Here is an 18,704-nt window from a genome sequence, read left to right as displayed (position 1 = left end):
ACTATTGCACATGCTCGACGTTCGCTCCATTGGCAAATCCTACCCCGCAGCATCCGGGGGGCGAAAGATTCTTGAGAATATCAATTTTCATCTGGGAACGGATGAAACTTTGAGCATTGTCGGCCCTTCAGGCTGCGGTAAGAGCACCCTGCTTTACATGCTGTGTGGGTTAACGCAGCCAGATTCAGGCAACGTGTTGCTGGATGGGCGCGAAATTGCCAGACCTGGCAGTGATATCTCCATTATATTGCAGGACTATGGTCTGTTGCCATGGAAAACTGTGGCGGACAATGTTGCCCTTGGGCTTAAATTACAAGGGATAGGGCGCAAGGAGCGCCTGCAGGCTGCCTCGCGTCTTCTGGCGGAGATGGGCCTGGCCGGAAGAGAGCGGGACTACCCCTCTTGTCTCAGCGGGGGAGAGCAGCAACGGGTGGCCATTGCCCGCGCCTATGCACTGTCTCCCCGCCTTCTCCTGATGGATGAACCGTTTTCATCCCTCGATGCACTGACCAGGGAAAAGCTACAGGATACGTTGTGCGCCACCTGGCGTACACGCCGTATACCTTACGTTCTCGTCACCCATAGTGTGGAAGAGGCCGTGATGTTGGGCAGTCGCGTTTTGGTGCTCGCTGGAAGTCCTGCCCGCGTTTGCGCCAGCTTTGAAAATCCATTTTTTGGGCGAACAGGTTTACGCGAGAGCCAGGAGTTCTTCTCGTTGCAGCGGGAAGTGCGCCGGACAATGGAAAAATACTGGTAGGGCAGGAGAAAGGCGTGGCACAACGGTATGGGAAGAAAGCCCAAAGATGGCGCAAACCGCTCCATTACGCATTGACCATAGCGGTCATCCTTGCCCTGTGGAAGCTGGTGTCTTTGTCTGTGCATGCTGCGGTGCTCCCCCCACCGGAAGTCGCTGCCGTGGCTTTTGCCAAAGCCTTGGGTACAAAGATTTTCTGGTTGCATTTCAAGGCCAGCGCCCTGCGCAGTATTGCAGCCATGGCTTTGGCCTTTGGGGTGGGCTTTCCTCTTGGCGTACTTATCGGTGGCAGTAAACGGGTGGAAGCAGTCCTGTCTCCGTTTGTGTTTCTCACCTATCCGATTCCCAAAATTGTACTGCTGCCTTTGGTCTTTTTGTTGTTAGGTCTGGGGGATACAGCAAAAATAGCAATGATAAGTCTTATTCTGGGCTACCAGGTATTGGTTGCCACACGAGACGGAGTCCACAATATCCCACCTGAATATCTTGATTCTGTCCGTTCACTTGGGGCAGGTGGTTGGCGCGTCGTCAACGAAGTTCTGGCGCCAGGAGCTTTGCCCCATGGATTCACTGCTCTGCGGTTGAATGCAGGTGTGAGCGTGGCAGTGCTCTTTTTTGTGGAGTCCTTCGCCACTCGATATGGATTAGGATATATGATTATGGATGCCTGGGGGCGCATGGATTACGAGGGAATGTTCACCGGCATTTTTGGCATGAGCTTTTTGGGGGTTCTGTTGTATGAAGGGGTGAACCTACTCGAGCGGAGAGCCTGCGCCTGGAAATGCCAATAAAGAACACATGGGCGGGATTCATGCTCGTTGGCTCCATTTCTTGGGGGTTGCTCATGGATTGCACTCTGACCATCTAAAATGTATACTTAATTAGTTGAGCCAATAGTCAATATCCGGAGTGATACGCCTGTGGTAAAGTTGTTGCGTCTGCTAAAAAAAACTGAAGTCCGCTCCCTGGTTGAAGATGCACTTTCTTCCTTGGGAGGGGAGGCGGCTATTCTGGATAACGAAGGACAAATAATTTTTGGCGAATCCTCAGACAATGGGCTTTCCACACCGATTTCCATCAAAACAGACTCTGGTGATACATATATTGGGGCCGTGGTCGGGTCAGAGCAGGCAGCTTTTGTAGCGCGTTTGATCGCGTGTTTGGCGCAGCAGGAGTATGAGAAGTACAGCGTTGCTCATGAAACTCTAGACCGCTACAAGGAAATTACCCTTTTATATGGAATTGCCGAAAAAATAGCGACAAACATGGCGCCCCATGAAGTGGGGCTCAGAATGCTGACAAACCCTCGCCAATCGGCGAGGGTTTTCTTATACTATCTTCATGCTAAAGCCGCCCAAAAATCAGCAGGTGAAAATGGAGTTTGTTTCGATCAACGAACTTGTCCCCATGAATCATCTGCTTCGCAAAATTGCCAAGGTTATTGATTTCTCCTTTATTCATGAGCTCACCAAGGATTTGTATTGCGAGGGCAATGGCCGTCCGGCCATTGAACCGGTGGTGCTCTTCAAAATGCTATTCATCGGCTATCTGTTTGGCATCCGCAGCGAGCGTCAGCTTGTCAAGGAAATCCAGGTCAATGTTGCCTATCGCTGGTTCCTTGGCCTGGGATTGCAGGACAAAGTGCCCGATGCCAGCACCATCAGCCAAAACCGGCGGCGCAGATTTAACGACACCAGCGTTGCCCAGGACATTTTTGACGGTATAGTGTTCCAGGCCATGAAAAAGAGGCTTGTCGGCGGACACACGCTTTACACCGATTCCACCCACCTGAAAGCCAACGCCAACAAGCATAAATTTACGGAAAAGCTCGTTGCCCAAAGCACGAAGTCATACTTGGGCGAACTTGAAGACGCCGTGGAGGAAGACAGGCGCAGGCATGGAAAGAAACCGCTGAAGCAGGACAACCGCGAAGCGGGGTCCAAGCGGATCAAGCAGAGCACAACCGATCCGGACAGCGGGTACATGGTACGCGAGGGCAAGCCTAAGGGCTTCTTTTACTTGGATCATCGCACTGTGGACAGCCGACACAACATTATCACCGACAGTTACGTAACTCCGGCCTCGGTGCATGACAGCATGCCCTATCTCGATCGGCTGGACCGACAAATCAACCGCTTCGGCTTTGCTGTGAAGCACGTCGGCCTCGATGCAGGATATTTCACCTCACACATTTGCAAGACGCTGGAAGAAAAGCATATTTATGGTGTCATTGGCTATCGTCGTCCCACTCGTCGCAAAGGGATGCTCCCCAAACGCGCCTTTGAATACCTGCCGGACAAGGACTGCTATCTTTGCCCCGAAGGCCAGGAGCTTCACTACTCCACCACCAACCGCGAAGGATATCGTCTCTATGACTCGTTACCAAAGGTTTGCCGCCGCTGTCCGTTACTGAAAGAGTGCACAACAAACCGGAATTGCAAGAAAACAGTGACACGCCATGTGTGGCGGGAATACGTGGATACGGTGGATGCGCACCGGCTCACGGAATTCGGAAAAAGAATCTATGCTCGCCGGAAAGAGACCGTAGAGCGCAGCTTTGCCGACGCCAAACAACTGCACGGGCATCGCTATGCTCGGTTCTGCGGCCTGGCTAAGGTCCAGGTTCAAAGCCTGCTTTCCGCCACATGTCAAAACATGAAGAAAATGGCCTTGCTGCTGGCCCCTTTGGGGCTGTCATACAAATATTTGCAGCCCAAATGCCTGTACTTTCTTCCTCAGTCTCTCTGTCTCGTTCGATTGGGGCCGATCGAGCCAACATCCCAGCTGGCAGCGGCCTGAAAAGAAATCGGTTCATAAAAACAAACCCCACTTTGCAAAAAGCGGGGTTTGTCAATGAGCTGCGCCCCATGAAGTGGGGCTGTTGCTATTGGACCATGTGCTACAGCGTATCAAGGCTGATACGGCGCTCGTTCTGATTTTAAGCAAAGAGCACAAGCTGGAAGAACTGGCGAGTATGGGGTGCATGGCCCAGGCTTCCCGTACGCAGACAATGGCCGCCGCGCGTTTGTTGGCTGCCTCTGTCATCAATAGCGGTCGTGCGGAAATTTTGAATGATGCTTCATCTGATCCTCGTCTGGCTAATTGCTCCAGTACTCCGGCCTCTTTGATGAGCGCCCCTTTGAAGGTCAAAGACAACGTCATTGGGGTTATGCAGGTTGCCACCAATGAGCCGCACTCCTACACGGCGGATGATCTCAGGTTGCTTTCGAGCATGACCATTCAGGCCGCCACTGTCATAGAAAACGCTCGCCTGTATGACACGCTGCAGGAAACGTTTTTCTCCACTGTAAACGTTTTGGCTGAAACAATTGAGATGCGTGACCATTACACAGGGGGGCATACTCGCCGTGTAGGTCAATATGCCGTAACTGTGGCCCGCTCTATGGGGCTGCAGGAAGAGGAACTGGACACTTTGCGCCTTGCAGCCAGCCTGCATGACATAGGCAAGATAGGCATAGATGACCAAATCCTGCGCAAGCCAGGTCGCCTGACTCCTGAGGAATACGAGAGCATCAAGCGTCATTCGGAATATGGAGCGGAAATACTTTCTCATGTCAGGGAATTGCACCATATTGTTCCTATTGTGCGCAGCCACCACGAACAATATAACGGGAATGGATATCCGGATGGACTTGCAGGAGAGGACATTCCTTTGCTTGCGCGGATTATCAGTGTGGTGGACGCCTTTGACGCCATGAGTAGTCATCGGCCGTATCGCCAGGCATTACCCCTTGATGCCGCTGTTGCAGAATTGGTACGTAACAGGGGAACTCAATTTGATCCCCAGATTGTGGATGCTTTTCTTGGCGCCCTCCGAAAAGGACTCATTTCAGTGTAGTTTCGCGTACTTTTTATGTCAGCTACTAATGAATTTTTAAATGATGCGGCCACTCAGGCAGATTGTATTCTGGCTGTGTTGGCCCACCCGGATGACGAAACCTTCATCGCAGGCACGCTAAAGCGTCACATTGAAGAGGGCGCCAGGGTCCATGGGGTGTGGATCACTTCTGGCGAAGCCAGCGGCGGCCGCGAGCGGCGTGAAAAAGAATTGGCAAGGGCCGCAGCTATACTCGGCCTGGAGCAAAACGCCATCCACTTGCCGCACTACCCAAACCGGGGACTCCTGCCCATTCTTGCGGAAGTGGCGGACTGGCTGGGGCAGACTATTGAAGCCATTGGGCCACAGCGAATATATGTCCCCGCCTATGAAGGGGGGCACATTGACCACGACGCAGTGAACTGGTGCGTATACACTGCCTGGCAAAAATGCCTGCCTGAAGCGGCATGCCTCGAATTCCCGCTCTATAACCGCACGGGCCCACGCCTCCTGCGCGGATGGAGGATAGGGCGTTTTGCTCCCGATACACACGGAACCGCGACTGTCCATTACACTCGCCTGACCCCGGAGCATGTTCGGTGCAAGTTTTCTATGATGCGCGCCTATAAAAGCCAGTGGACGGATTTGCTGCCCTTTCGACTGGCCATGCCGCGTCGCAGTTTGCTGACCCTGGGGGAGCAGTGGGCTGCGTTGCCTCCCGGCCGTGACTATAGTATCCCTCCTCACGCCGGGCCGTTGAATTACGAATTGAATCCGGGAACGTTCAGGTTTTCGGATTTTGCCGCGGCCGTCCATAAGGCTGAAGAGGACGCGGCCTGAGGGCGTTTTTTTCAACCACGTCCGATTGCCTGGCCGCTCGCGGCTTTGCTCTTTTGCCCATGAACGCGTCATTTTCCGATAATATTTCCGCCGCCAACGACAATTTGCCGAAAACAGCCTATGTGCTGCTTTGGTTTCCCGAGCCCACTGAAACATTTCTTTTCAGAGAGGTTCTCGGCCTCTGGAATCAGGGGCTCCCCCTGTCCGTATATACACTGTACGGCCCTTTGCAAAAAAAGCTCTCTCCCGAAATGCGTGATCTTTCACGTCCCGTGGAGCGGATGGGCATTCGCGCTCTGCCCAGCATTTTTCTCGCGATGTGTCGCTGGTGGTTCAAACGGCCTGGTGTCTGCGCACGTCTCTGGCGACAGGTCCCCTTCAGACGCTGGAAGGGGCTGGAAAAAGGGGGGGAGAATCTCTGGGCTTTCCTCGCTGCATTTCTCCTGGCTGAACGCTGCACAAAAGACGGTATTGAGCATTTACATGCGCCCTGGGCCAGTGGCCCCGCCACTGCCGTCTGGTGTGCGGCCCAACTCATGGGAGTGCCTTTCAGCTTCACAGCACGCGCCTGGGATATTCATCCGCCAGATGGCGCCCTGAAGGACAAATTGCGCGCTGCCGCGTTTGTGCGCGTCAACACATTGGTAAACAAAGCGTACCTGGCGGATCATGCAGGTTTGACAGAGCAGGAGGCGGACAAGATTCGTCTGGCCTACAATGGTATATCATTACGCACCGGGGATACTGCACCCGTGAAAATGGAACAGCCCTATCAACTTCTTGCATTGGGGCGCTTTGTTGGCAAAAAGGGTTTTGAATACCTGCTGCAGGCGTGTAGTATATTGCGGCAAAAGGGTCTGGACGTGCACCTGGTGTTGGCAGGTTCAGGACCAAAGAACGCAATGCTGCACAGACTGGCGAAAGAGTTGGATATTGAAAGCGTTGTGTCCTTTCCTGGTTTTGTACAGCACCATCAGGTTGGGAAGTTGTTTCTTGAGGCAGATGTCTTTGTAATGCCATGCGTTATTGATACTTCAGGAGACCGGGACGGCATTCCCAACGTGATAATGGAAGCCTTGGCGCACAGGTTGCCCGTGGTTGCCAGTGACGTCTCTGGCATCAGCGAATTGATTGAAGACGGTGTGACAGGTCTTCTGGCTGAGCAACGCAACCCCGATTCGCTTGCCAATGCAATACAGCAAATGCTGCAGAGCAGGGATAAGGCGTTGGAAATGGCGGAAGCCGGGCGGGCTCGAGCTCTAGAAATGTTTGATCCGGAACAGAACTATGGGAAAATAATCGAATTTTTACAGGATTTTACTCCTAAAAAGGAGTAAGGCCGCAACGCCCCTGTATTTTGATGGCGGCATAGGGCGCGCGGTGGCTCAAAAACCTGGAGGCATGTCGTGACTGCGCGCATTACCTATATTTTTCACAATTGTTTTGTATTGGAACTCGGCGGCAAAACATTTCTTTTTGACTACCCTGATGCCGATCACCGCAACGATCTTGCAGAACACCTTGTCCTGGAAAAAGTGGAAGGCGCAGATCTCACCGTCTTCATTTCCCACTCTCACGACGATCATTTCACTCCCGAAGTCATTGAAATGGGGCGCAAAGCCTCGAGTGTGCGTTATCTGGTTTCCTACGATGTGGCGGATCTGCACCCTGAATTTACGCCCAAGGAAGAAGGGGGAAAGCTCGATGTCACTGTGCTTGAACCCCAGGACGAAGATGTCGTGGAGGAAAAAGGCAGAAGCCATGATGCGTTGCTGGTGGATGATATGTCCATCACGGTCTACGAAAGCACTGATCTTGGCATAGGCGCCCTGATTGTGACACCGCATGGCAGTATTTACTATGGCGGCGATGTTGCTGGCTGGGACTGGGAAAACCTGGACAACCGCACCAGGGCGTTCAGCCGCGCAGCGTATCAAAGCGTTTTACAGGACCTGTCCGGGCGGCACATAGATATCGCCTTCTCCAATACGGATAAGCGTTTGGCCAATTGGTCGGGCGCTCTTGATTTTGTCAATCAGGTCAGGCCTCATGCGTTTGTGCCAATGCACGTTTTCGGTAAGACGGAGTGGGTGTGGGAGTTTGCTGGGGAAATTGGCGATTGTCAGAGCAAGATTTTTTTATATGCCGGCAGTGGCGACGCCATGGAAGTCTCTATTTGAGCAGAATCCACATGGCCATACGTGCGGCATGTTTCTTTACATTTCCAGGAGTCGCAGACAGTTCTGCTTTTTGAAGCGTCACCCCCTTATAATGGGGGGAGAACGTGGGGAGAAGGTCCATAAGGACTTTCTCCCCAGTTTTTGTATGATCTTTTATTTGCAGAGACCCTCGTCCTGAGCAGCTGCAATGGCTTCGCAACGTTGCATGGAGCAGGCTTTCCAGAAATCCCAGCAAGCGGAGTCCGTATCTTTGAGCACGGCGTACGCCTTGCCCCTGGCCAGATAGGCTGCCGGGTCGCGCGGGGTGAGCTCAACGGCCCGCTCATAATCCTCCAAAGCCTGCTGGTATTGCCCTTTGGCAAAGAGAATGTCGCCGCGCATCTTGAGACCCGCAGCAAAGGAAGGCGCCAACTGCAAGGCTTTTTCCACGCTGGCAAGGGCCCCATCAAGATTTTGCGAGGATTGGGCCGCTACAGCCTCATCCAGCAAAACTTGCAACTGTTGCATCAATGCCTCCTGCCCCTCTGGAGTGGCAGGCGGTGCAGGCTCTGGCGTGAAACGAACCTTGACATGGGAGGCCTTGCCAGAAGCGACTACTGCCACGGCCTCTTTGGTGCCGGCCTGGCCGGCGTCTATGCGTATCCTGTATGAGCCAGGTGAAAGCTCCATGCCTTGGGTGAAGGGCATATCCTGATCGAGAAACGTGACGTTTGCCACGTCAGTGTCGGTTTCCACATAAAGTTGTCCCTTGTCGGGATCACTGAGAACCGGGGTGTTGCCATCGTTCTGTTGATTGGATTCGCTCAGCGCAGCGGATTGTTCTTCGTTGCGCTCGGATTCCGGGCGAATATCTATGCCAACGGCCAGGTGTTGCCCCTTGGGCACTTCGACATTGCGGACAATGGTCTCATACCCGTCCGCTGAAACCTCGACTTCGTATTCGCCAGCCCCAACCTCGATACCGGGTTCATATTTTGGGGCGATATTTAGAATGCGCACCTGAGAATCGGCAGGTATCGGGAGAACGTATATACGCTCCTGGGCTTCGCCTGCCGGCGTCATGGCGGTCTCGGTATCTTCCAGCGTTTGCGGCGGAAAATCCGCCGGAACCGGGGTGTCAGAGACCAGTGTGATGGAGACGCGTGTCTCCTTGCCCGAGGAAACATCAACGACCAGTTCAGTGGTTTCATAACCGTTGCGGCTGACTTCTATGGTGTACTGCTGTGGCGGCAGTTTGATGCCTTGTTTGAATTTCGGTTTGATGCCCAGGATACGTACATCGGCATCCTTTGGGGTAGTGTTGACGAAAAGCTTCCCGCCTTTTTTATCCGAAGCTTCTGCAGCGGATTCGGTACTTGCGTCACTGCCTGATTCTTTGTCCAGATTGATGGTGAGGGTAAGGTCTTCGCCCTTTTTCAGGGTAACAGTGCGGACAACCTCCCCCAGGCCTTCTTTTTTGACTTCAACTACATACTCACCGGGGTCAAGCTGCATGCCCTGTTCATATTTGGGGGCGATGTTCAGAATTCTGACCCGTGCGTCATCGGGGGTCACTTTGACAAAAAGTCGTTGTGATCCCGCACTACGTTGTTCATCGCCTGCCTTTTCGGCTTCCTCGGTCTTTTGATCATCACCTTCGGATTGCGCCGCGCCCAGTTCGGCTTGCAAACGCACATCCTTTCCGGCGGTCACCTGCACAGTCTTGGTGAGGGCAGGGTAGCCTTCGGCAGCGATTTTGACCACATACATACCGGGAGCAAGGCGCATTCCCTGGCGAAAGGTTTCCTGGACATTAAGCAGGCTGATAATGGGATTGGATACATTGGCCTCAACATACAATCTTCCCTTGGCCTGCTCAGGATTTTCCTGAGCAATGCAGAATGTCGGCTGCATAACTAAGCAGGCAAGGGCAAGAAGAAAGAAGAGGGCTGTTCGCATGCAAACGCTCCTCGCTGCTACCGGCGCAGACCATGTCCTGCACACGGCGCACGTGTTCATGGTTCAAATAGGCGGTATGAGCAATTACGCTGTTTTGCAGGCTGGCGCAAGACAGTGGCCTGGGATGCAGGCTTAAGGCAGGTCAGACAAGGAACCAGAGCAGTCCTACAATGACGGCAGTCACCACAATGGTGCCGGCTATGAGAGCCATCATCAGGCCCGGGGCAACATAGCGGCGCATGCGTTTGACGTGAACCACCACGGTTTCACCTGCCTGTTCCTCCACCTGCAACACCTTGTAGTGAGCCCAGGCGTCTTTCCACGCCAGATGCGTTGAAAGCACAAGCCGGGGCTTTAAGGCATCCCTGTCAAATTTGGAAGGAAGTTCCTTGATCTCTTCGCCGGAAGCGATATTGATGAAAACTGTATTAACTGTTTTGTGTGCCATGATCTTTAACTGTCGTTATCTGGAAGCAATGCTTTATGTCGCATAGTTTCTTCTGTTTGACAAAATGTATCCAAAGAAAGAGAATTGGTAAAGATGCTGATACGGGTCATTTGTGGTGCCCGGTAGTATCAAATTTCCAACAGATGTCAATTATTCTGAACAGATGTCCCTGTCTTGCAGTCCTATGCAAAGGAAGGGGCCATTCCACATGCAATCAACCGGAGGAAATGCATGAGCCAGCAGCATGATAGCCATGATGGCCCACCCTGGTTCACCAGCGGGAAAAATCTCATCATAGTCGCCTTGGCGATTGTTTCCCTGGTCCAGGGATACCTGCTTTTCAGCAAGAGCCCTTCTCCGGAACTCGACTTTGGCAGCAAGACAGAACAAACCCAGGGGGCTACGCCGGAAGCCGCTTCCGAAAACAGTCAGGCTGTCGCTACACCAGAAACTGACGCCAGCGAGCAAAGCGGAGTATCATCTGGCAGCCCAGGTTCGCAAGTTGAAAAGCAGGGCGTATCCGACCAGGCCCCCGATCAGGTAGCTGCCTCATCAGAAGAACAGTCTGTGGAGCCTTCTGCAGAACAGGAAGCGACTGTAACTGAGCCTGCCGAAGTGCTGAACACGGTTTCTGTGACCGCGGTTACCCTTGAGGATACCCTTAGGCGTTATCTGCTGATTTCCTTTGATAAGCCCCTTGGTGAAGACCTCGTCGGAAAGATCCCTCAGACGGCGCCGGCGGATTTAACTCCGGAAGAACCGGGAACCTGGTCATGGATCAGTCCGTTTACCCTGCGCTATGACTTTCAGGAACCGCTTGAAGCGGGTTCCGACCTTTGGGTCTATATCCGGCCGGATAATTTGCTTCCTGAAGGGATGGAATTTTCTGGTGACGAAAATTTCGCTCTGAAAACAGAAGCTTTTCAGATTGCGGAAATGGAGCTGTACGAAGACTACGATCAGTCTGACCCTGGCAAGGTCGTGTTGAAGGGCAACATTGAGTTCACCTATCCTGTTGACCCTTGGACGTTGCTGGACAAGTTGCGCTTGACCGGCCCGGAGGACGGAAAGCCGGAAGAGATCAGTTTGACCATGGACACCACCTATACGACGCGGTGGTTGGAGTTTCGCAGTGCCCCCATGGTTAAGGATGAAAAAGGGCGGATGCTCACGGTTACCCTGAAGCCCGGGCTCGTTGACGCTGCCGGCAGTCTTGTTCTCGATGAAACTAAAACCTGGCAATACGATTTGAAGCTCGATCCCAACCTCCATGCTCGCAAGGCGGAGGCGGCCAGCAGTCTGGACGGTGCGAACATTCGTATTGCTTTTTCCGCCCCTGTCGATGCCAGGGCGGTTGGTCCTTTTGTGCATGTCTCCCCTGAAGCTGAATACAGTCTATCCCGCAGCGAGATGGACCTTGTCCTAACAGGCGATTTCAAGCCGGGGCAGGAATATGTCGTAACCCTGGACCGCGGGCTTGCCGCGGCGGACGGGTCCGTGTTGCGTGAAGACTGGAAAGAGACCCTGTACATACCGGATTTAGAGCCCAGCGTTGCTTTTCGCGACTCGGGCATCTTTTTACCTTTGCAGGGAACCCGCAATCTGGCTGTGGAAAGTGTAAACGCCCCTAAAGCCGAGATGTTTATCGACAGGGTGTACAGGAATAATATTTTCTTACTGTTGCAAGATTATTCTATGAACACGCTGTTCGAGGAAAGGGGGTACACTTACACGCTGCAGCATTACATGGGTGACCGGATTGTGGAGGAGACCCTCAACCTGTCTGCGCCAAAGAACGAAGTGCAGCATGAAACATTTGATGTTGCCCGTTTTGTGGAAGGTAAAGGCAAAGGTCTGTATCGCATTTTTCTTGGGGCGACCGACAGTTGGGAAGGCTCCCAACGCTGGGTGCTTGTAACCGACATGGGGGTTGTGGCCAAAAAGGGCAAGGATGACCTGCTTGTCTGGGTCAATTCCTTTTCCTCTCTGTCCCCGGTTGCCGGCGTCAAATTGCAGTTGTTGAGTGATCAACAGCAGCTCATGGCCGAAGGCGTCAGCGATGCGAATGGTATTTGGCATGCCAAGGGGCTGGCCAAGGCATTCGAGGAGCACACGCCCTACATGATTGTGGCGGAAAAGGGAGATGACTATTCCTTTTTGCTTCTGGATCGCTTTGGCATTGATCCCGCCGGCCAGGACGTGGGCGGGCAGTACATGCCCGAAAGTGGCTATCTGGCGTATGTTTACGGAGAACGTGACATTTATCGCCCCGGTGAAAACATGGAAGGTGTAGCCCTTCTGCGGCGAACCGATCTGGGCACGCCCCCGGCCATGCCTTTGACCCTTTTGCAAAAGGACCCCCAGGGCAAGGTGCTTTCAAAACGAGTTGTGGAAAGTGATGCACAGGGTGTGGCGTCATTCTCCTATGATATTCCTACTTTTGCTCTCACCGGAAACTACAGCCTGGAAGTATTGGCAGCCGATACGGTGATTGGCACCTACAACTATAAAGTGGAAGAGTTTTTACCTGACCGCATCAAAGTTGAAATTGCGCCTGAAAAGGCGACGTTTTCTCCGGGTGAAAAGATCGAATATGCTGTTTCCAGCCGCTATTTCTTTGGTCCGCCTGCTTCTGAGTTGCCGGTGGAATCAACGGTGAAGCTCCAGGCCGCGCCTTTTGCTCCCTCTGGCTGGGAGGGGTACGAGTTTGGAGATCCCGATGGCGGGTTCGATGCTCGCGAGTTGCAAGCCAGCGAACCTGATTCCAGGTTGAATGAAGAAGGCGAGCGATCTTTTTCAGTCGAATTGCCGGAAGATTTACGTCCGCCTGCTGCTTTGGAGGCCATGCTTTTTGCCCGTGTCAGTGAACGCGGCGGCCGTGGTGTGGGCGCCATGCAACGGGTGAGCATCTACCCGTACCCTCGCTATACGGGGCTCAAGCGCCTGGAAGACAGAGGCGTGGACCCTGGGTCAAAGGTCGACGTAGAATACGTGGTTCTGACGCCCGACGGCAAGCCGACAAAGGGCGCAGAGTTACGTGTGGATTTCTATAAGGACGTCTGGCAGACCGTACTTCGCCGTACTCCTTCCGGCGGTTTCCGTTACGATTCGGTACGTGATTCCATGCTTGTAAGCAGCAATACCCTGAACAATGCGGCTGCTACAGGCAGTGTGACTGTTTCACCGCCTGAATACGGCAGCTACCGCGTCGTGTTGGTGGATGAAGGCGGTGGGGCGGTTAGCCAGACGCAGTTCTACGCGGGGGGCTGGGGGTATTCGCCATGGGCGATCAAGAACCCTGCCCGTATGGACATAGTGCCAGACAAGGACGAGTACGCCCCTGGAGAAAGCGCGACGCTTCAGGTGCGCACGCCATTTGCCGGTAAGTTGCTGTTGACCGTTGAAGGCGACGAAGTTTTTGACACCAAGGTGGTCACCCTGGAGAAAGGGGAGAACACTGCCACTTTGGAAATGCCCATACGCGAAGCATACTCGCCAAACGTTTATGTGACGGGTGTGCTGGTGCGCTCCGCCAAGGGACTGGAGCCCGGTGCTCCTGCCCGTGCGTTTGGTTCTGCACCGTTGTTTGTGGACCGCAATACCAATGACATCCCCCTTGCCATCGATGTTCCGGCGGAGATACGCCCTGAGACGACTCTGGACGTAACCGTGTCGGCTCCCCCTGAATCCGTGGTGACGATTGCCGCTGTGGATGAAGGGATTTTGCAGCTTATCGCGCAGGCAACTCCCGATCCGTTCCCGATGTTCTATGCAAAACGGGCTTTGGGCACGGAGAGCTATGATATCTTCTCCATGCTTTTTCCGGACGTGCCGGCTGTTGAAGGCACGGCCCTGGCCGGTGGTGACCAGGGACTGGACAGGCTGCGCCAGTTTGTTCGCAGCGAAGGTCTGCGCCGCGTGGAGCCTGTGGCCTTTTGGACCGGCCCCTTGGTGGCGGACGCCTCGGGCAAGGTGCAGGCAAGTTTCGATGTGCCTGAATTCCAGGGCGCTCTCAGGGTCATGGCCGTCATGAACAAGGGGCGGCGCTTTGGTTCAGATCATGCGTTGACCCGTGTGCGCAGTCCTTTGATTGTTACGCCAACATTGCCACGTTTTCTCTCGCCGGATGATGAAATCCTTGTGCCCGTGACCCTGCGTAACGATACGGACAAGGATGGCGCTTTCTCACTGCAATTGGATGTGACGGGCAACGCGGCAATTGATGTGCCGGAAGCCACGCTGGATGTGCCAAAGGGCAAGGAGCGCCTGGCTTACTTTACGGTCAAGGTGGGAGAGGAAACCGAAGGCCTGCGTTTTGTCTGCAGCGCCAGTGGCAACAATGAAAAAGCTGCGGCTACGGTCAACGTTCCCGTGCGGCCCGCTTTGCCGGCCAGAACAGCGTCCGCTTCCGGTTCCATGGACAAGCAGGAAGCAAGCCTGGCTTTGAATGCCACTGGATTACGCCCTGAAACCATACGACGCGAAGTTTATATAGGTGGTCAGCCGCTGGTGCGTTTTACCCAGGGGCTGGAGAGCCTGCTCGGCTACCCATACGGGTGTGTGGAGCAAACCACATCAAAAGTATTCCCGCTGCTCTATTGGGAGGCTTTGGCTCAGGCCCTTTCCCCCAAATCCCTGGACGGGCACCAGCCGGACGCCATGGTGCAGAGCGGCATTGCCCGTTTGCTGACCATGCAACTCAATGATGGTGGTTTCAGTATGTGGCCCGGAGGGGATGATCCCTGGCCGTGGGGCAGTCTCTATGCCACGCATTTCCTGTTGGACGCACGTCTGGCGGGACACCATGTTCCGGAAAGCGTATTGAACCAGGCGCTGCAATACGTCGCATCATTGCTGCGTTGGAAGAAGAAACCCAATAGAAGCGATTTGCAGCGTATGTGCTACGCCCATTTTGTGTTGGCCAAGGCCGGCAAGCCCGACCGTGGCGGCATGGATTACATGCGTAAACATTACACGCAGAAACTGAGTCCCATGGGGGCTGCTCTGTTGGCTGGAGCGTATGGGCTGCTGGGTGACATCGGGCGTATGGAGCAGGTGCTTAACGCGCCTGCCGCACCGGCTACAAAATACACGCAAACAGGGGGCGATCTGGATTCCCCCATCCGTAATACCGCCATTCGGCTTACGGCGCTGCTTGAAGTTGCTCCTGAAGACGCCAAGGTGGCTAAACTGGTGCAAGAGCTGACCAGCCTCATGGAAGCAACGCCCTATCGCTCCACCCAGGAAAATGGCTTGGCCTATGTGGCTTTGGGCCGTTTTTATGCCTTGCAGCAGAAAAAGGCGCCTTTTAGCGGAGAGGTATACCTGGGGGATGAAAAACTGGGGTCATTCAGCAGCGAGGATGCTTTTCACAAACTGGAAATCGAAGGCGACGCCGCCTTGCGCATTGTTGTTACGTCAGACAACTTTGAACCCGGTTCCGTGTTTTACAGCGTGTTGACCCGCGGTGTACCCACCGATGCAGCATATTCTCCCTATACTCAGGGTATCTCCATTGAAAGAGCCTATCTTACCCGTGATGGCAAGGAGCTGCCTTCATCTGGGATAAAGCAGGGCGATTTGATTGTGTTACGTACGCGCATCAAGGCAGATGAGCGCCCCATTGATAATGTGGTGCTGCAGGCATTGCTGCCAGCTGGTCTCGAAGTCGAAAACCCGCGCCTTGAAACCACGGAACGTTTGCCCTGGGCAGAAAAGACAGGCACCAAGCCGAATTATCAGGACCTGCGCGATGATCGGGTGCTGCTTTTCCTTTCCCTGCCAGGACCAAGCCGTGGGGCACAAAACTCTCTGGCGAAGAATGAGAAGTGGCAGACATACTATTCGGTGTTGCGTGCGGTAACGCCGGGAAGCTTCGCCTTGCCCCCTGTGCAGGCGGAGGCCATGTATGATCCATCTCTGCTGGCGGCGGGCGCTATGGGTAGCATAAATGTGCTTCCTGATGACCCTGAAGCCGTGCTGCAGCCCTTAGAAACGCCAGCATCCAGCAAGGTTTCTGCGGATGCGCCAACCGAAAGCGCTCCGGCTGCAGGGGAAGCACAGGAGACCGGTGGCGAGGATGGCTCTGCCCCTGCTGCACAATAGTCTGAAAACGCTGGCCAGGGCCTGTTCAAGGCTCTGGTCGGCATTACGTACGCACAGGAAGCGTCTTCTTGTCTGGATAACGGGCGGGACGGCGCTTTTCCTGCTGGGCGGGTATGCGTTGTTCAGCTATTTGGATGCGCGCTGCCCGTTTCCCGTGCATGCTTTTTCTCCCCCCGCTGCCACCATGGTGGTGGATCGCTCGGGGCACCCCTTGCGTTTTTTTCTCCCCTTGGACGGGCGTTGGCGGTTTCCGGTCAGCCTGGAGGAAGTTTCTCCAGAGCTTGTTCAAGCCGTACTGGCATCGGAAGATCGCTACTTCTATTATCACCCCGGGGTGAATCCCATCTCCATACTGCGAGCGGCCTGGACCAATCTTACAGCAGGCAGGGTGGTGCTGGGGGCATCCACAATCCCCATGCAGCTGGCGCGACTGGCCGAACCCAAGGACCGCACCTTTACCGCAAAAATGCAGGAAGCCTTCCGCGCCTTACAACTTGAAGGGCGTTTTTCCAAAGACGCATTGCTTGAACTCTATCTGAATATGGCGCCATTTGGCGGTAACATCGTTGGAGCAGGCGCAGCATCGTATTTTTATTTTGGCAAACGCCCCGGCCGCTTGTCCCTTGGCGAGGCCGCTTTGCTGACAATTATTCCACGCGCCCCAAAAGGGTATGACCCGTTTATTCACCCCGGACCGGCCAAACGTGAGCGGGACCAGCTGCTGGATATTATGGCCCAAAGGGGGGTGATCAGCCGTGCAGACGCAGCGGCCGCCAAGTTGACTCAATTACCCGTTAAAATGCGCCGCCCCCCCCTGCGTGCACCGCATTTGTGCCGGGAGCTGCATACGGCCCATGCCTTGCCTGGAAGTCCTGAAAGTTTGATTATCCGCAGCACTATTGACCTGCGTGTGCAAAATACCGCCGAGGCCATCCTCCACCGTCGTATCGGGGGGCTGAGAGCTCAAGGGTTGGAGAACGCTGCCTTCGTGGTCATGGATACTGCCTCCCGCGAATTGCTGGCCATGGTTGGGGCGGAATCTTTTTTGGACGATGAACGTCACGGGCAGATCAATGCCGCGCGTATCAAACGCTCTCCTGGCTCTGCGCTGAAGCCTTTTCTCTATGCCTTGGCCATGGAGCAAGGGGTTATAGTGCCGGAAAGCTGCGTGCTGGATATCCCTACTGAGTTTGCCGGCTACGTGGCCACCAACTATGACGACCAATACCGGGGGCGCGTTACCGTGCAGGAAGCGCTGGCGCAGTCCCTTAACGCGCCGGCTGTGCGGTTGTTGGCGCAAGTGGGTGTGCAGCCATATCTGGATCTTCTGCATCGTCTTGGATTGCAAACCCTGGATAAGCCGGCAAGCTATTATGGATTACCCCTTGTCCTCGGTGCGGGTGAAGTGAGGCTGGATCAACTGGTCAATGCCTACGCCACCCTGGCTACTGGTGGTGTCATGCTGCCGCTGCGTGACGTGTTGGAGGTTTCGAAGGGGGGGGCTCCCTGGGAAAACCCACAAACACCCCCTGCAGTGCCGGCAGGTGAAGCTAAAGGGGGTGGAAAACATTTGCTTTCCCCTGAAGCTTGCTACCTTACTGGTAATATACTTTCTACTGTCCGACGGACCGATATGCCTCAAGCGTGGAACCTGGCGCGAGATGTTCCTGCAGTGGCCTGGAAGACGGGGACATCTTTTGGTCACCGTGACGCCTGGGCTATCGGCTATTCTGGAAGACTCGCCATTGGCGTGTGGGTTGGCAATGTGGATGGACACCCTGTGCCTGGTATTTCAGGAGCGCATCATGCTGGACCTTTGCTGTTCGACTTGTTCCGGGCTCTGGAGCCGGACGGCGCCCGGCTGCCGGAACCAGACTTTTTGAACCTCGACGAGGTTGAGGTTTGTGCAGACAGCCGGGAACTGGCAACGCCCCTATGTAAGGAGCGCGTAAGGATAACCGTGATTCCGGATGTGACCCAACTGCAACGGGATACGCTGCATAGACGCATTTTTGTGGATAGTGAAACAGGGGAGCGGCTGGAAGGCTCCTGTCTTGCAAAGCGCCCCCATGTGGCGAAAGTGGTCCGGGTTGAACCTCCGGAGCTCTTGGCCTGGCAATGGAGTCGGGGGAATACGGGAGGAGGACAACTGTCGGGCGGACTCCCGCCACTTTCCAAGCTGTGTAACGATGTTCCCTCGGAGGGTGTGCCGCGTATTGTTTCGCCTTCATCCCGTACGCCATACCGTATTCGGGCCGATGCGCCACGGGAGTATCAGAAGCTTGCGCTGGTGGCGCAAATCTCCGGCGACACGAGTAGGCTGTTCTGGTATCAGGATGGACAACTCGTTGCCAGCGGAGCTCCTTCAAAACGCTTGTTTCTCGCCCTGGAGCCCGGCGAGCATCGCCTTGTGCTGCTTGATTCCCAAGGGCGACAGGATAGTGTAACCTATCGGGTTGTGGGCAGAGAGTGAGTATTTTCCTGGTGGCATACAACAATTTTTATGTAACGCACAGGATTGTAACTTTTCTGTTGTTGACATCTTTGCTTGCCACTTATTAGCTTGCTAATAATGTTTGCCGCATGCAGTTTTTATTGAAA

At 54.4% G+C, this 18,704-nt stretch carries 12 protein-coding genes; 10 read left to right on the top strand and 2 right to left on the bottom strand.

The features are described from left to right. The first annotated feature begins 10 nt into the window (after window positions 1-10). The 8 genes from ACZ5EH_RS19790 (at window position 11) to ACZ5EH_RS19755 (ending at window position 7,612) form a co-directional block, all read left to right on the top strand. The gene (locus tag ACZ5EH_RS19790; RefSeq protein WP_464275594.1) at window positions 11-757 is read left to right on the top strand and encodes an ABC transporter ATP-binding protein; all 747 of its coding nucleotides are present in this window, start codon (window positions 11-13) and stop codon (window positions 755-757) included. A 14-nt stretch (window positions 758-771) separates the two neighbouring features. Beyond that, window positions 772-1,545 carry an ABC transporter permease gene (locus ACZ5EH_RS19785; protein WP_464275593.1) on the top strand — a complete coding sequence of 258 codons (774 nt, stop codon included), beginning with the start codon at window positions 772-774 and terminating at the stop codon, window positions 1,543-1,545. 129 nt (window positions 1,546-1,674) lie between these two features. Beyond that, the gene (locus ACZ5EH_RS19780; protein WP_464275592.1) at window positions 1,675-2,199 is read left to right on the top strand and encodes a hypothetical protein; all 525 of its coding nucleotides are present in this window, start codon (window positions 1,675-1,677) and stop codon (window positions 2,197-2,199) included. Beyond that, window positions 2,096-3,553, top strand: coding sequence for an IS1182 family transposase (locus tag ACZ5EH_RS19775; RefSeq protein WP_464274022.1), 1,458 nt, complete (start codon window positions 2,096-2,098; stop codon window positions 3,551-3,553). The genes ACZ5EH_RS19780 and ACZ5EH_RS19775 overlap by 104 nt, the downstream gene beginning before the upstream one ends. A gap of 73 nt (window positions 3,554-3,626) precedes the next feature. Then, entirely contained in the window at window positions 3,627-4,613 is a 987-nt protein-coding gene (locus ACZ5EH_RS19770; RefSeq protein WP_464275591.1) for an HD domain-containing phosphohydrolase, read from the top strand. Window positions 4,614-4,628: 15 nt separating this feature from the next. After that, window positions 4,629-5,432, top strand: a complete 804-nt coding sequence (locus ACZ5EH_RS19765; protein WP_464275590.1) for a PIG-L deacetylase family protein — start codon at window positions 4,629-4,631, stop codon at window positions 5,430-5,432. Window positions 5,433-5,491: 59 nt separating this feature from the next. Further along, window positions 5,492-6,769, top strand: coding sequence for a glycosyltransferase family 4 protein (locus ACZ5EH_RS19760; RefSeq protein ID WP_464275589.1), 1,278 nt, complete (start codon window positions 5,492-5,494; stop codon window positions 6,767-6,769). A 69-nt stretch (window positions 6,770-6,838) separates the two neighbouring features. Further along, window positions 6,839-7,612: an MBL fold metallo-hydrolase gene (locus ACZ5EH_RS19755; RefSeq protein WP_464275588.1), complete on the top strand. Its 774-nt coding sequence runs from the start codon at window positions 6,839-6,841 to the stop codon at window positions 7,610-7,612. A gap of 153 nt (window positions 7,613-7,765) precedes the next feature. On the opposite strand, the gene ACZ5EH_RS19750 is transcribed toward ACZ5EH_RS19755, so the two are convergent. Then, window positions 7,766-9,550 carry a PEGA domain-containing protein gene (locus ACZ5EH_RS19750; RefSeq protein ID WP_464275587.1) on the bottom strand — a complete coding sequence of 595 codons (1,785 nt, stop codon included), beginning with the start codon at window positions 9,548-9,550 and terminating at the stop codon, window positions 7,766-7,768. Window positions 9,551-9,692: 142 nt separating this feature from the next. After that, window positions 9,693-9,998: a hypothetical protein gene (locus ACZ5EH_RS19745; RefSeq protein WP_464275586.1), complete on the bottom strand. Its 306-nt coding sequence runs from the start codon at window positions 9,996-9,998 to the stop codon at window positions 9,693-9,695. Between the two features lie 231 nt (window positions 9,999-10,229). Between ACZ5EH_RS19745 and ACZ5EH_RS19740 the strand changes: the two genes are divergently transcribed. Both ACZ5EH_RS19740 and pbpC read left to right on the top strand, forming a co-directional pair. Continuing rightward, window positions 10,230-16,103, top strand: coding sequence for an alpha-2-macroglobulin family protein (locus ACZ5EH_RS19740; RefSeq protein ID WP_464275585.1), 5,874 nt, complete (start codon window positions 10,230-10,232; stop codon window positions 16,101-16,103). Continuing rightward, complete coding sequence (pbpC, locus tag ACZ5EH_RS19735; RefSeq protein WP_464275584.1) at window positions 16,078-18,576, top strand: penicillin-binding protein 1C; 2,499 nt, start codon at window positions 16,078-16,080, stop codon at window positions 18,574-18,576. Before ACZ5EH_RS19740 ends, pbpC begins: the two co-directional genes overlap by 26 nt. Window positions 18,577-18,704 lie beyond the last annotated feature (128 nt).

Source organism: Desulfovibrio biadhensis, assembly GCF_055388615.1.
This window is presented reverse-complemented; position numbering and strand designations above follow the sequence as displayed.

What these genes read in the sequence shown, in the direction of transcription:
- ACZ5EH_RS19740 (WP_464275585.1), top strand. Translation starts at nt 10,230, where the DNA reads ATGAGCCAGCAGCATGATAGCCATGATGGCCCACCCTGGTTCACCAGC.
- pbpC (WP_464275584.1), top strand. Translation starts at nt 16,078, where the DNA reads ATGGCTCTGCCCCTGCTGCACAATAGTCTGAAAACGCTGGCCAGGGCC.
- ACZ5EH_RS19790 (WP_464275594.1), top strand. Translation starts at nt 11, where the DNA reads ATGCTCGACGTTCGCTCCATTGGCAAATCCTACCCCGCAGCATCCGGG.
- ACZ5EH_RS19765 (WP_464275590.1), top strand. Translation starts at nt 4,629, where the DNA reads ATGTCAGCTACTAATGAATTTTTAAATGATGCGGCCACTCAGGCAGAT.
- ACZ5EH_RS19745 (WP_464275586.1), bottom strand. Translation starts at nt 9,998, where the DNA reads ATGGCACACAAAACAGTTAATACAGTTTTCATCAATATCGCTTCCGGC.
- ACZ5EH_RS19760 (WP_464275589.1), top strand. Translation starts at nt 5,492, where the DNA reads ATGAACGCGTCATTTTCCGATAATATTTCCGCCGCCAACGACAATTTG.
- ACZ5EH_RS19775 (WP_464274022.1), top strand. Translation starts at nt 2,096, where the DNA reads ATGCTAAAGCCGCCCAAAAATCAGCAGGTGAAAATGGAGTTTGTTTCG.
- ACZ5EH_RS19750 (WP_464275587.1), bottom strand. Translation starts at nt 9,550, where the DNA reads ATGCGAACAGCCCTCTTCTTTCTTCTTGCCCTTGCCTGCTTAGTTATG.